General features: G+C 33.7%; 14 protein-coding genes. 2 read left to right on the top strand and 12 right to left on the bottom strand.

What is annotated here, in order from left to right; translation table 11 throughout:
- Complete coding sequence (locus GQS07_RS04555; protein ID WP_158209809.1) at window positions 1-1053, top strand: ferredoxin--NADP reductase; 1053 nt, start codon at window positions 1-3, stop codon at window positions 1051-1053.
- 184 nt (window positions 1054-1237) lie between these two features.
- Here GQS07_RS04555 and argH read toward each other — a convergent pair whose 3' ends face one another.
- The 11 genes from argH to GQS07_RS04500 all read right to left on the bottom strand — a co-directional run bounded on the left by argH (window position 1238) and on the right by GQS07_RS04500 (window position 12169).
- Entirely contained in the window at window positions 1238-2569 is a 1332-nt protein-coding gene (gene argH, locus GQS07_RS04550; RefSeq protein WP_158209808.1) for an argininosuccinate lyase, read from the bottom strand.
- A 1-nt stretch (window position 2570) separates the two neighbouring features.
- Window positions 2571-3632 carry a M20 family metallo-hydrolase gene (locus GQS07_RS04545; RefSeq protein ID WP_158209807.1) on the bottom strand — a complete coding sequence of 354 codons (1062 nt, stop codon included), beginning with the start codon at window positions 3630-3632 and terminating at the stop codon, window positions 2571-2573.
- A 37-nt stretch (window positions 3633-3669) separates the two neighbouring features.
- Window positions 3670-4449, bottom strand: coding sequence for an acetylglutamate kinase (gene argB / locus GQS07_RS04540; protein ID WP_158209806.1), 780 nt, complete (start codon window positions 4447-4449; stop codon window positions 3670-3672).
- A 3-nt stretch (window positions 4450-4452) separates the two neighbouring features.
- Window positions 4453-5451, bottom strand: a complete 999-nt coding sequence (locus tag GQS07_RS04535; RefSeq protein ID WP_158209805.1) for an acetylornithine carbamoyltransferase — start codon at window positions 5449-5451, stop codon at window positions 4453-4455.
- Window positions 5452-5464: 13 nt separating this feature from the next.
- The gene (locus GQS07_RS04530; protein WP_158209804.1) at window positions 5465-6604 is read right to left on the bottom strand and encodes an aspartate aminotransferase family protein; all 1140 of its coding nucleotides are present in this window, start codon (window positions 6602-6604) and stop codon (window positions 5465-5467) included.
- Between the two features lie 12 nt (window positions 6605-6616).
- Window positions 6617-7588 (bottom strand): N-acetyl-gamma-glutamyl-phosphate reductase, encoded by a 972-nt coding sequence (argC, locus tag GQS07_RS04525; protein ID WP_158209803.1) that lies wholly within the window; start codon window positions 7586-7588, stop codon window positions 6617-6619.
- A 1-nt stretch (window position 7589) separates the two neighbouring features.
- Window positions 7590-8789, bottom strand: a complete 1200-nt coding sequence (gene argG, locus GQS07_RS04520) for an argininosuccinate synthase (protein WP_158209802.1) — start codon at window positions 8787-8789, stop codon at window positions 7590-7592.
- 18 nt (window positions 8790-8807) lie between these two features.
- Window positions 8808-9488, bottom strand: coding sequence for a GNAT family N-acetyltransferase (locus GQS07_RS04515; RefSeq protein WP_158209801.1), 681 nt, complete (start codon window positions 9486-9488; stop codon window positions 8808-8810).
- A 412-nt stretch (window positions 9489-9900) separates the two neighbouring features.
- Window positions 9901-10413 (bottom strand): adenine phosphoribosyltransferase, encoded by a 513-nt coding sequence (locus tag GQS07_RS04510; RefSeq protein WP_158209800.1) that lies wholly within the window; start codon window positions 10411-10413, stop codon window positions 9901-9903.
- A 28-nt stretch (window positions 10414-10441) separates the two neighbouring features.
- Window positions 10442-11488, bottom strand: coding sequence for a glycosyltransferase family 9 protein (locus GQS07_RS04505; RefSeq protein ID WP_158209799.1), 1047 nt, complete (start codon window positions 11486-11488; stop codon window positions 10442-10444).
- 75 nt (window positions 11489-11563) lie between these two features.
- Window positions 11564-12169 (bottom strand): DUF4254 domain-containing protein, encoded by a 606-nt coding sequence (locus tag GQS07_RS04500; protein WP_090404712.1) that lies wholly within the window; start codon window positions 12167-12169, stop codon window positions 11564-11566.
- Window positions 12170-12228: 59 nt separating this feature from the next.
- Between GQS07_RS04500 and upp the strand changes: the two genes are divergently transcribed.
- Complete coding sequence (upp, locus tag GQS07_RS04495) at window positions 12229-12882, top strand: uracil phosphoribosyltransferase (RefSeq protein WP_090404709.1); 654 nt, start codon at window positions 12229-12231, stop codon at window positions 12880-12882.
- On the opposite strand, the gene GQS07_RS04490 is transcribed toward upp, so the two are convergent.
- The gene (locus tag GQS07_RS04490) at window positions 12877-13815 is read right to left on the bottom strand and encodes a DUF6427 family protein (RefSeq protein ID WP_158209798.1); all 939 of its coding nucleotides are present in this window, start codon (window positions 13813-13815) and stop codon (window positions 12877-12879) included. The two genes, upp and GQS07_RS04490, sit on opposite strands and share 6 nt — an antisense overlap.
- Window positions 13816-13872: the final 57 nt, after the last annotated feature.

The raw sequence follows: 13872 nt of genomic DNA, 5'->3' as shown, positions 1-13872 counted from the left end.
ATGTCAAAATTCAACCTATTAACTGTAAAAGAAGTTCATAAAGAAACTCCTAATGCAGTTTCAATTGTGTTTGATATTCCTGCTGATTTAAAAGACAACTATGACTACATCGCAGGTCAATACTTAAACATCAAACATAAACACGAAGGAAAAGAGATAAGAAGAGCATATTCTATTTGTTCATCACCTACAAGTAATGAAATTAGAGTTGCTGTTAAGAAAGTAGAACACGGTGTATTCTCTACTTATGCAAATGAAGTTTTAAAAGCAGGAGACCAATTAGAAGTAGAAACACCTGAAGGAAGATTTACTTTTGAACCAACTGCTAACGCTTCTAACAATTATGCTGCATTTGCTGCAGGAAGTGGGATTACTCCAGTAATGGCAATTCTTAAATCAGTTTTGGAGCAAGAAGTAAATAGTAAATTTGTATTAGTTTACGGAAACAAAAATATAGAAGAAACAATCTTCCACAAAGAACTACACTTATTACAAGAACAATACCCAGAGCGTTTATTTGTGCATTTTGTTTACTCAAGAGTGCGTGAAGAGAACTCTATCTTTGGCCGTATTGATAAAGCAGCTATCAACTTTGTAGTAAACAACAAACATAAAGAAAAAGAGTTTGATCGTTTCTTCTTATGTGGACCAGAAGATATGATTAATACAGTTACTACTACTTTAGTAGAACGCGGTATTGATAAAGAGAAAATATCAAACGAAATTTTCACACCAAATACAGATGGTGTTGACCCAATTGAAGCAGAAGGAGGTTCTACAAGAGTAACTGTTCTTGTAGATGATGATGAGACTACATTTGAAATGCCTAAAAGTGAAGTATTGCTAAATGCTATTTTAAAAGAAGGTATTGATGCACCATACTCTTGTCAAGGAGGTATTTGCAGCTCTTGTATGTGTAAGATTGTTAAAGGATCTGCTGTAATGAAAAAGAATAGCATCCTTACAGATGATGAAATTGCAGATGGATATATTTTATCATGTCAAGCACTTGTTACTTCTGATGAGATTTACGTTGACTATGACGATATGTAATAGATATAAAGCCTTTTCTTAATTGAAAGGGCTTTTCTTTTTTATAACACTGTTCTTCTATACTTACCTATTGGCATAAAAAAACTGCACAAGATTAAACTCTTGCACAGCTGCTAAAATAATTATGGAAATATATAAACACGAAGGACTCTTCCACCGCGTGGAAAAGTCCTTCTTTCGTCTATCACAACACTAAACTTACTAGTTTTTCATTTACTTGGTCAAAGCCAAAGCCACTATATACATAGTCAAACTCTGCTTTGATTGCCTCGTTCATCAAGTTACCTATACTTCCTTCATGCGTATGATTCACCTCTTTCGAAGGTTTATACGTTCCTTCCTCAATAGAAAGACCGATTTGTTTATACGCTTCTCTAAATGGCATTCCTTGAAGCACGCTTTCATTCACAACCTCTACACTAAATAAATAGTCATATTTAGGGTCATTTAATATCTCTTTATTGATTTCAATGTTATCTAACATTAAATTCAATATATCTAAACACTCTTTTAAAGACGTAAATGCAGGGAATAAGTTTTCCTTCAATAATTGCAAATCTCTATGGTAACCAGAAGGCAAATTAGTAGTCATTAAGGCTATTTCATTTGGCAAGGCTTGAATCTTATTACAACGAGAACGTATTAGCTCTAATACATCTGGATTCTTCTTATGCGGCATAATACTTGAACCTGTCGTTAAATGATCTGGAAATTTTATAAAACCGAAGTTCTGATTCATATACAAACAACCATCCATTGCAAACTTTGCCAATGTCGCTGCAATTGCACTTAATCCTTGTGCAAGAATACGCTCTGTCTTTCCTCTACCCATTTGAGCATTTACTACATTGTAGTTCATACTACCAAACCCTAATAAGTCCGTTGTCATTTGTCTGTTTAAAGGAAAAGAAGAACCATAACCCGCTGCAGAACCTAATGGGTTTTTATTTGTAACCTTCCAAGCAGCTAACATCAACTCTAAGTCATCTACTAAGCTTTCTGCATACGAACCAAACCACAATCCAAAAGAAGACGGCATTGCTATTTGTAAATGCGTATATCCAGGCATTAATACCTCTTTATGCTGATTGCTTAACTCTTGTAGTTTTTCAAAAACGATTTTTGTCTTTTTAACTACTTCTTCTATTTCATAACGGAAATACAATTTTAAGTCTACTAAAACTTGATCGTTTCTTGAACGACCAGAATGTATCTTTTTACCAGCATCACCAATTCTTCTTGTCAGTAGCAACTCTACTTGAGAGTGAATATCTTCTACGTCATCTTCAATCTGAAAGTCGCCAGCTAATATTTCTTTATAAATCTGTTTTAACTCCTTTTGAATAATAACTAATTCATCAGAAGTCAATAATCCGATACTTTCCAACATTTGTGTATGTGCCAATGAACCTAATACGTCAAAAGCCGCCAAATTCATATCCAATACTCTATCTTGTCCTACTGTAAATGTATCTACCGATTGATTAACAGTAGTATTCTTTTGCCATAATTTCATCTTAATACACAATTTTAGTTAACATATCTATGTACAATTCGATTCCCTCTTTTATCTCTTGTACATACACAAACTCATCTGCTGTATGTGAACGGGCAGAATCTCCAGGTCCGCATTTCAATGAAGGAATACTCAACAAAGCTTGATCACTTGTCGTAGGCGAACCATACGTTTCTCTTCCTAAAGATATACCTGCTTTCACAATCGGATGATCTTTAGCTATTGACGAAGGTTTTAAACGTGTAGAACGTGCCTTTACTTCGCAAGTAACATTTTGTTTTATAATCTCTAATACCTCTTCATTTGTATAAGCATCAGTAACACGGATATCAACTACAAAATCACAAGTAGAAGGAACTACATTGTGTTGTGTACCTGCATTTATCATTGTTACACTCATCTTAATAGGTCCAAACTCTTCCGATACTTTAGGGAATTGAAACGTGTTTAACCATTCAATATCTTTTATTGCTTTAAAAATAGCATTATCCCCCTCGTTACGAGCAGCATGACCAGAGCGTCCATGTGCTATACAATCTAACACCATCAACCCTCTTTCCGCTACTGCTAAGTGCATTTGCGTTGGTTCTCCCACAATAGCAAACTCCAACTCTCCTAACTTAGGAATAACAAACTCCAAACCATTCTGACCAGATATTTCTTCTTCCGCTGTAGCAGCCAAACAGAAGTTATATTTCAGTCCTTCCTTCTCATAGAAGTACAGAAAAGTAGCGATTAGAGAAACTAAACAACCTCCTGCATCATTACTTCCTAATCCAAATAACTTTCCATCGATTATCTCTGCCTTAAAAGGATCTCTTGTATAATCCTTATTCGGCTTTACCGTATCATGGTGAGAGTTTAATAATATCGTTGGTTTACTCGGGTCGTAATACTTGTTGAAAGCCCATACATTAAACAATTCTCTGTGTATTTCAACGCCATTTTTCTCAAGAAACTGAGCAATAAGTTCCGATGTCAAGTGTTCCTCTTTACTAAAAGAAGGAGAAGCAATCATCTGCTCCAATAAATATATAGCTTGTGTTGTTAAGTCGTTTTTCATTTCAATGTAATATCATTTTATTCAAAGCATCGTTCAATTACAGTTGAATTGTAGTTCCTGCTTGTTCGTTTAATAAGTGTTCTGCTTTCTTAATACACACTTTCTTTACATTTTGATCTATAGCAGCTAATGCATTTTCTATTTTAGGCAACATACCATCTGCTATAATTCCGGCATTTTTAAGTTGATTGAAGCTCTCTCTATTTATAGTAGAGATAACTGAGTTTTCATTGTTAATGTCTTGCAATACACCATTGCGCTCAAAGCAATAAACTAAGCTCACTTCATAGTGAGAAGCAAGAGCTACTGCTAAGTTAGATGCAATCGTATCTGCATTTGTATTTAGTAGCTGACCTTCCTTATCAGCCGTAATTGCAGAGAAAACAGGACAAAGTCCAATCTCTATCAATTGTTTGATTCGAGGTGTATTTACATCCTTTGGTGTAAAATCTCCTACAAACCCATAGTCTATTGGTTTGACTGAACGTTTATGACTGGTGATTACCTGTGCATCTGCCCCAGAAAAACCCATTGCATCACATCCTCTATGTTGAAGTTGTGCTACAATCTGTTTATTTATCAATCCTGCGTAAACCATTACAGCTATAGGTAACATCGCATCATCAGTTACACGACGCCCATTGACCATTTGCGTTTCAATACCCAATTGGTTAGCCATACGAGTAGCTAATTTCCCTCCCCCATGTACCAAGACCTTAGGTCCTTGAATCTGAGCATAGGTATCTAAAAAAGCAGTTAATGCCTCTTCGTTATCTACAATATTACCTCCTATTTTTATTACTGTAAGGCTTTGCATAATCTATTGGTTTTTTAGCATTTCTTTTAAAACAGCTTGTGCCGCCCAAACTCTATTCCCTGCTTCTTGTATTACAATTGCGTGGTCACTATCTAATACTTCTGAAGAGATTACTAAATCACGACGAACAGGTAAGCAGTGCATTACTTTCGCGTTATTAGTTGGTTTTAACTTATCCAATGTCAACATCCAAGAAGAATCAGTACAAGTAATCTGCCCATAGTTTTCATAGCTTGACCAGTTTTTTACATACACGAAATCAGCATCTACTAAAGCTTCATCTTGATTTGTCGTTATAGTTGCTCCATTTGTGAATTCCTCATTTAAAGCATAACCTTCTGGATGAGTAACCACAAAATCAACCAATCCTTCTTCCTGTGCTTTGCACATCCACTCAGCAAAAGAATTAGGTACTGCTTGTGGAAGTGCTCTTACGTGAGGAGCCCAAGACAAGACTACTTTAGGTTTCTTTCCTTGTGGAATATACTGTGCTTTTACTTGGTCAAACTGATAGTCGCTATGCTCTATAATTGTAATCAAATCTGTAAAACTCTGTAAGGGATGTCTTGTAGCACTTTCTAAACTCACTACTGGTTTTCCACAATACTTAGAAAATTTGCTAAACAAGTCTTCACTATAATCTTCTACTGCATCTTTTAACCCAGGAAAAGAACGCAACCCAAGAATATCACAATATTCTCCCATTACTGCAGCAGCTTCTTTTATGTGTTCTGCTGTATTTCCATCCATGACAACTCCGTCTTTAGTCTCTAAAGCCCAACCGTCAGATGTCATATTCATCACCATAACATTCATCCCGAGGTTCATTGCTGCCTTTTGAGTACTCATTCTGGTACGCAGACTTGGGTTTAAAAACACCAAACCGATTGTTTTATGTTTCCCCAAAGCTTCATCTGCGAATGGGTTTTGCTTACTTTCTAAAGCACTCTTAGCAGCTAAAGAAAGTGACGGAATATCTTTTACGGAAAAAAACTGTTTCATTGTAATTGTAATTTTAGAATTGTTGTAATCTGTTGTTGAATTTTTCTAAGAATAAATCTGCATCTGCTTTTGTCAGATTTAACGCAGGCAACAACCGAATTACATTAGGACTTGCCGTCCCTGTAAAGATGTGATCTTTAAACAATAGTTCTTTTCTTACATCTTTTAACTCAGGTGCAAGGTCTATACCAATCATAAGTCCTTTACCTCTTACTTCCTGAATTTTATTATTTCCTTTCAATTCACTCATTAAATAGTCTCCTATAATTTTAGCGTTTTGAAGTAAGTTATCTTGTTTAATTACATCAAGAACAGCAATTGCAGCAGCACACGCTAAGTGATTTCCTCCAAAAGTAGTTCCCAACTGTCCGTGCCATGGTTTAAACTGAGAACTAATTGCCAAAGCTCCAATAGGAAAACCATTCCCCATTCCTTTGGCCATCGTATAGATGTCTGCCTCCACTCCACCATCATTCACAGCGTAGAAAGACCCTGTACGACCATATCCACATTGCACTTCATCTGCGATAAATACAGCATTATATTGTGACGTAAGACTTCTGATTTTTGCTAAGAAACTATCCGTTGCTACTTGGATTCCTCCAACCCCTTGAATTCCTTCAATGATTACAGCTGTAACTTCTGATCCATAAGTAGCAAATGCTTGTTCTAAAGCCGACTCATCATTAAAAGGCAAGAAGACAATATTGTCCGTTTCGTTAACAGGGGCAACTATTTTCGGATTATCAGTAGCTGTAACCGCTAATGATGTTCTTCCGTGAAAAGCTTTAGAGAAAGCAATTACTTTCTTTTTACCATTGTAGAAAGAAGCCAATTTTAGTGCATTTTCATTTGCTTCAGCTCCAGAATTACACAAAAACAATTGGTAATCATTTAAACCTGATACTTCACCTAATAATCCAGCTAAGTGCTGTTGTTGTGGTATCTCAATTGAATTGGAATAAAAACCAATATTATCTAATTGGCTTTTGATACTTGCAACATAATGTGGGTTTGTATGTCCAATAGATATTACAGCATGTCCTCCATATAGATCTAAATACTGTTGACCTGTTTTATCGTACACATAACTCCCATTACCTTTGACAATTTCAATAGGATTTAAAGGATATACATCATATAATTTCATCATAATAATCTCTTTTTAGAAAGCCGAAGCTTTTAATTGTAACCCTGTTTTTTCATCCAATCCAAAAAGCAAGTTCATATTCTGAACTGCTTGTCCACTTGCTCCTTTTAACAGGTTGTCAATTGTACTTGTTATCAATACATCATCACCGTGTTTTGTTATTGATATCAAGCATTTATTTGTATTTACTACTTGCTTTAAGTCTATTCCCTTATCACTAATATGAGTAAAAGGATGAGGTTGATAATAGTCTTTATATAGCTGTAATAATTCTTCTATTGTATCTTTAGATTCTAACACTACACTAACAAAAATCCCTCTTGTAAAATCACCACGTTCAGGAATAAACTTAATATTTTGATTAAAGTTTGGTTGTAGTTGTGCTAAACTCTCTCCTATTTCATTCAAATGCTGATGAGTAAAAGCTTTATAGACAGAGATATTATTTGCTCTCCAACTAAAGTGTGTAGATGCTGAAGGTCGTTGTCCTGCACCAGTAGATCCCGTTAATGCATTGATGTAAAGGGCATCTCCTAACTTACCTACCTTAGCTAAAGGTAATAATGCTAACTGAATTGCTGTGGCAAAACAACCAGGGTTTGCTATATAATTAGCTTCCTTAATCTTATCCTTATTTAACTCCGGTAATCCATAGACAAACTCACCTGCTGTTTCATGCAATCTAAAATCTTGGCTTAGGTCAATAATCTTAATGTGTTTGTCAATTAGATTCTCTTGTAAGAAAACTTTTGAATCACCATGTCCTAAACATAAAAATAGTACATCCATCTTCTGATTTAACTCATCTGTAAAAACTAAATCAGTATCACCAAATAAGTCAGCATGAGCTTCATATACAGGCTTATTCGCATTACTTTTACTATGTACAAAGGTTATTTCTACTGCTGGATGAATAAGTAACAAACGCAATAATTCACCTCCCGTATAGCCAGCACCACCTACTATTCCAACTTTTACCTTCTGCATATTACTCTTGGTTTGTGTTATTTACTTTATGCCAAATCATTACTTGGTTACCAAATATCTTAGAGAACCCTTTTACATCTTCTCCAGACCAAGCATTATTCATCTCACCGTAACTACCAAATTTGTTAGACATTAAATCATGTTCAGATTCGATACCTACAACTACGAAACGATATGGATGCAACTCAACGATCACTTTACCACTTACAGTTTGTTGTGTACTGGTCAAGAAAGCCTCCATATCACGCATAATTGGATCGTGAAACTGTCCTTCGTGTAAATAGTTACCATAAAAAGAACCCAACTGTTCTTTCCAACTTAATTGCCATTTAGTCAACGTATGTTTTTCTAAAGTATGGTGAGCTTTTACAAGGATAACAGGTCCTGCTGCTTCAAAACCAACTCTTCCTTTGATTCCGATAATTGTATCACCAACGTGAATATCTCTACCAATACCAAAAGGTTGAGCTAAATCTTGTAATTGTTGAATTACCTCAGTAGGTTTCATTTTTTTACCATTTAATGCTACTGGCTCCCCTTTCTCAAACTCAATCTCCACAGTTTCTGGAGTTGACTTGCTAACAGGTGTTGGCCATGCTTCTTCAGGTAAATATAAATTAGAAGTTAGGGTTTCTTTTCCACCTACTGAAGTCCCCCATAAACCTTTATTAATTGAATATTTTGCTTTTTCAGCGTTTATTTCAACGCCATTTTTTTGTAAGAATGCAATCTCCTCTTCTCTACTTAATTTTAAATCTCTAATCGGAGTAATAATCTGTACATTAGGTACTAAAATATTGAATATCATATCAAAACGCACTTGGTCATTTCCAGCGCCTGTACTACCATGAGCAACTGCTTCTGCACCAATTTTCTTAGCATAGTTAGCAATAGCCGTAGCTTGACAAACACGTTCTGCGCTTACTGACAATGGATATGTTGCATTCTTTAAAACATTTCCAAAGATCAAATACTTAACACTATCGTTATAGTAATCTTCTGTTTCATCTATTGTTGTATGAGATGCTACACCTAATGCATAGGCCTTTTCTTCAATTGCCTTCATTTCTTCTGACGAAAAACCTCCCGTATTTACTACAACAGAGTGTACTTCATATCCCAGTTCTTCTTTCAAATAAATTACGCAAAAGCTTGTATCTAAACCTCCGCTAAATGCTAAAACTACTTTTTTATTATTCATGATTGTGTTGTTTAAAAATTAAAATAGATGTGTTTTTTTGACTGTTTTTTTCAATTGCATTTGCAATCTTTTCAAAAGAGAATATTTCTTCTGCATACGTTTCAAACGTTCCTTAGCTTTTGCTTTCTGGTCAATCTTATTTCGTATCTCTTTTTCCTTAGCTTCAGGACTATAAAGCATTGCAGTACACAAACAGTTGTTTCTTTCCTTACTTTTCAAAATTTGAAAATTGACACAACTTTCACAGCCCTTCCAAAACATTTCATCTTGTGTTAATTCTGAATATGGTACTGGTTCATACCCTAACTCAGAGTTAATTTTCATAACTGCGAAACCAGTTGTTAAACCAAATATTTTTGCTTTAGGATACTTACTTTTAGACAATTCAAAAACTCTTTTTTTGATTGCTTTAGCTAAGCCTTCTTTTCTAAAAATCGGATTAACAATCAAACCTGAATTAGCAACATAATCTCCATGACTCCACGTTTCTATATAACAAAAACCAGCCCACGTTCCATCAACATGAAGTGCTATAACAGCCTTACCTTCAATCATTTTGTTGGCTACATACTCAGGCTTTCTTCTTGCAATACCAGTACCTCTGGCTAATGCAGATTGCGCCATTTCTTCGCAAATTTGTTCAGCATATCCTACGTGAGATTCATTCGCAGGAATAACGAAAAACTGATTTGAATTCATTTCAAAAACAGAGAATTAGTATTCAAAAAGCCTAAAAAAAGAAATAATTCTTGGATACAAGAACTCCTTTAGGGTAGTTGAACAATGTTAAAATTCGATGATATATATACAGATATGATGCCAAAAAAGCATCACATTAAAAAAGACTTGAAAAATTAAGCCCGTGACCGCGAAGACCGCGAAGTAAGAATAGCGAAAACCACAACAATTGCAGGAGCAATGCTGTTCAAAGTGTAAATACTATTTGAATTGGTTTTCATCATTTTATTTTTAGCTATTTAATTAGCTGAAACAAAGGTTTGCAATTATTTTTTAAATATGCAACTATTTTTATAAAAAAATAAATCCTTTCATAAAACCCAATAAAACAAGGCCTTACGAAAGGATTTAAACTATCTAAATTTAGATTATATTAGTAAGTAAGTAAACTTTTTACATCATATTTCGCTAACTTATTGCGACCATGAAGAAAAGAAAGCTCCATTAAAAAATTAACTTGAACAATTTCACCACCTAATTTTTCTACTAATTTACACACAGCTTCAGCTGTTCCTCCAGTAGCTAAAACATCATCGTGAATCAATACTTTTTCACCTGGTTTTATAGCATCTGCATGCATCTCTAAAATATCGGTTCCATATTCCAAACTATATTCTTCAGAAATAGTATCAAAAGGGAGTTTTTTAGGTTTTCGTACAGGAACAAAACCAGCCCCCAATTTCTCAGCTAATAAAGTTGCAAAAAAGAAACCTCTACTCTCCATACCAACAACTCTATCTATTTTTTGATCACCAATAAGTTCTAATAACTGTTTGGTAGTCTCAACCATAGCTGCATGGTCATTTAAAAGAGGAGTAATATCCTTAAATCCAATACCTTCTTTTGGAAAATCTTGAATATCTCTAATATAATCTTCTATTCTCATCTCATTCATTTTGAATTCAAAAATACTTTTAATTATCTGATTTAATTACTTTTATAATCTTCTCACAAACTTTTATAGGATCAATCGTTCTCATCACATCTTCATAACCTTCAACAACTTTATTTCCGTAAACAGACGTAGGTAAAAGAGGATACTTCTCTCTATCGGCTGTTAAACAATAATCTGAAGGTTGATTAAAAGGTGCAAAACCTGCAAAAGGATGTGTAGCTCCCCATAAAGTTATTACTTTTTTACCTAACATAGCTGCAATATGAGCATTTCCTGAGTCCATTGCAAGCATAACATCTAAATGTTGTATTAAGTTCAATTCCACGTCAAACTTTACTTTCCCTGCCATTACAATTACATTGTAATTATCTCTTTTCAATTGATTTAAAAGAGCTATTTCTTCTTCTCCTCCCCCAAATAAAAAGATAATTGACTTTTCTCTTTCTGCTAAAGTATCAACGACTTTCTGCATTAAATCCAATGGATAAACTTTAGAAGGGTATTGTGCAAAAGGAGCAATACCAATCCAATAAGTATCCTTTTCTTTTACATACTGTAATAGATCTGGAGAAAGATCTGAAATAGGAGGAAACTCTGGATTATCTAAATTAACAATAAAACCTAATTGTTTTAAAGTATTTAAATGATTTGAAAACATTGTTGGTACCTGTTTATAAACCTTGTTTTCAGCGCGAACTAATGCCTTTTTAGCTTCTCTCCCTTTGTCGAGTGCTGCAACCTTTGTTCCCTTTAATTTAAACAAATTGCGGACTATTTGAGACCTCAATACATTATGAAAATCTGCAAAGTAATCAACTTCTAATTTCGATAAATCACGATATAACCTAATTAGACCTACAAATCCTTTATGTCTCTTCTTTACATCAATAGGGAAAAAATCAACACGATCAATCCCTTTAAAAAACGGTTTGAAAAACGGTCTTGAAACCACAGTTACACGAATATCTTTATGTTGTGAAATTAAAGCTCTTACAACAGGAACAGTCATTGCAACATCCCCCATTGCAGACAACCTAAAAATTAAAATATGTTTCAAATTTGCCACGTCAATCTTAATTTGTTTATGAACAAGAAAAGCGTGAAAAATTCACGCTTTCAATATTTTATATCAAAGATATGATTATTTCTTATTTTGGTATAATACAGGGTTTAATTCCTCGTCATTATACATTTTCATTTGTTTGTATACTTTCATATACTTATCACCATTAGCGATATCGTTTAATAAATCATCAATAGCAGTAGTTAAATCTTTCTTTTGCTCTAAAAGAACATCCAATTTAACCTGACATTTATCTCTATGATCTTGTGAAGCTTCAACTCTTGTTGCTTCTTCATTCATATGATAAATTTTCAATGCTAAAATTGATAAACGGTCTATAGCCCAAGCAGGACTCTCAGAGTTAATTTTTGCATCTCCTTTAATTGTAACATCTTTATACTTTTGTAAAAAGTAACTATCAATAAACTCTACCATATCAGTACGTTCTTGATTTGAAGCATCAATTCTTCTTTTTAAAGCTAATGCTGCTACTGGATCAATCTTTGGATCACGAATAATATCCTCAAAATGCCATTGAACAGTATCTATCCAGTTTTTTAAGTATAAAAGATGTTTAATATCTTCTTTTGGATAAGGATTGCTAATTGGCTGATCTACATTGTCATATTTATGATAATCGCGTATACTCTCTTCGAATATTGGAAATGCTAACTCTGAAAACATATGAATAATTTTATTTACAAATATAGTTTTTATACTTTTATGGTACTAATTATACCCATATGAAAATTCACTATATTTCAGCAGAGAACAGTATCTTAAATCACTTCTTAGCTCAACTACGCGACGTAAACGTACAAAAAGATAGTATGCGTTTTAGAAAAAACATTGAGCGTATCGGAGAAATCATGGCTTATGAATTGAGTAAAAAGCTTCCTTATAAGGATATTGCTGTTCAAACTCCCTTAGGAATTAAACACACAACTTGTATTGAAGACAATGTCGTTTTATGTTCTATCCTTCGTGCAGGTCTTGCTCTACACACAGGATTTATGAACTTTTTCGATAACGCAGAAAACGGATTTGTATCTGCTTATCGACGTCATGGTAAACATGGAGAGGCAAGTGAAATCTTAGTAGAGTACCAAGCTGCTCCTTCATTCCAAGACAAAATTCTTATTTTAATTGATCCTATGCTTGCTACAGGTCAATCTTTAGTTGCCGTAATCAATAAATTAATGGCAGAAGAAACTCCAAAAGAATTACACATCGCTGTAGTAATTTCTGCTCCTGAAGGGATTCAATTCTTAGAAGAAAACTTACCTGATAATGTTAATTTATGGGTAGCTACTTTAGATGAAAAATTAGATGACCACAATTACATCGTTCCTGGTTTAGGAGATGCAGGAGATTTAGCTTATGGCCATAAGCTATAAGATAATCTGCGTAACATAAAAGAATAATCCGATAAAAAAGACACTATAAACAACTGCTTCTCTTCTCCAGGCTTGTGGCAAATTCTCAATGTAATTTGCTCCAAGTAATGATAGTGGAAAAAAAGTAAATAGCAAGGTCCCGTTATTTTTATCAGCAGAAATCACATAAATTGCAACGCCTATAAGAAAAGATAACAACATTTTCTTATAGGTGCTTTGCATATTATATGGCTTAGAAGAAATACTTGTAGCCTGACTTACAAAGAACAAAAGTGATATTGATACAAAAATTGCTAATGCAATATTTTGATATATATTTTCAAAATACATAAAATCAAAACTTATTTTACACTTCGACCAAAACCAATCAATATAACTAATATCATTTATTAAGAGATAAAGAGATAAAAAGACAGTAACTGTAAAAAAAGCTATTATTGGTATAAACCAATTTCTATAATCTTTTGACCCAAAAAAAGTTATTGCAAAAAACAACAATAGGAAATATAAAACACTCCAAAAGTGAAATAACCCTGCAACAAATATCCACAACGATGCATCAAATACTTTCTCTTTCGATTGCTTTAAAGAATGTAAAGAGAATAATCTTCTAAGAGCAAGCATTATAAAGAAACTTGATACTATTACTCTACTATGTCCTAATACTGTTGGAAATAACATCAAGAATGATACAAATAACAGAGGAACATAAGCATTATCTTTTACCAATCTATTTCTTGTTACAATAAACTGTGATAAATACATCATTAACAACAGCATTCCTATCAAAACACTTCTCTTAACTACTTCAAACCTTGTCCAAATAAGATGTTCTTGATCTATAAATAAGTACAAAACACTAATAATCAAGATTAAAAGAGTAAGTATGATGTAATTAATTGGTTTTGTTTTACTAAAAATACTTGCTAACATTTATATATTTTATATTTTTGTAGATAATAAAGATAAAACTTTTCATTTGAGAGGTTT

The organism is Myroides phaeus (genome assembly GCF_009799805.1).
GTDB classification, from domain to species: domain Bacteria; phylum Bacteroidota; class Bacteroidia; order Flavobacteriales; family Flavobacteriaceae; genus Flavobacterium; species Flavobacterium phaeum_A.
This window is presented reverse-complemented; position numbering and strand designations above follow the sequence as displayed.